The sequence below is a fragment of the Pseudoalteromonas agarivorans genome, assembly GCF_024518735.1.
Lineage (GTDB): Bacteria > Pseudomonadota > Gammaproteobacteria > Enterobacterales > Alteromonadaceae > Pseudoalteromonas > Pseudoalteromonas atlantica.
This window is the reverse complement of record NZ_JANIGJ010000025.1, coordinates 1-744: the sequence shown is the minus strand read 5'-3', so window position 1 is coordinate 744 and position 744 is coordinate 1. Positions and strand designations below refer to the sequence as shown.

The following is a 744-nucleotide window of genomic DNA, read 5'->3' as shown; positions in this document are numbered from 1 at the left end:
CTGATGCCGCAGGCAATGAGAGCACCGCCAACAGCAGTGGCAATGTTGATACCATTACCCCAGTTGTCACTGTGGATGCACTGGGGCTTGGAAACGACAGCACACCAATTATTAGTGGTACTTCAACTGAGCCAGAAGGCACAGTTGTAAACATTGTAATCACCGACAGTAATGGCGATGAAACACCGCTCACCGCCACCGTGGATGTCAACGGCAACTGGCAAGCAATCAGTTCAGAATTACCTGATGGCAGCTACAGTGTACAAGCCAGCATTACGGATGCGGCGGGCAATACAGGCGGCGCTACGCAATCGGGCACCCTTGATAGCCTTGCCCCGACACTGACACTCGATACTGTGGGTGCTACCAACGACAGCACGCCAACTATTAGTGGTACCACGAATGCACCAGCCGGCACGGTAATTAGCATCAGCGTTAGCGATGGTATTACCACCGAAACCTTTACAGCCACAGTCCAAGCGGGTGGCAGCTGGTCAGCTGATGTACCAAATGCACTGGTTGATGGTGAGCTGACCATTGAAGCCAGCGTGAGCGACAACGCCGGTAACACCACCACGGTTAGTGAAACAGCCACGCTGAACACCACCGCGCCAAGCATTAGCATTAATACCTTGGTTGATACCAACGACACCACACCAACCATTAATGGGACAAGCGATGCAGCCGATGGCACCACCATTAGCTTAACGTTTGAAGACAGTGCAGGTAATATTACGACTGTTG

1 protein-coding gene is annotated in these 744 nt (G+C 52.3%); it reads left to right on the top strand.

Annotated features, from left to right (window positions below; genetic code table 11):
* Positions 1-744: Ig-like domain-containing protein (locus NQT65_RS20165; protein WP_256851921.1), on the top strand; the 744-nt coding region annotated here is incomplete at both ends.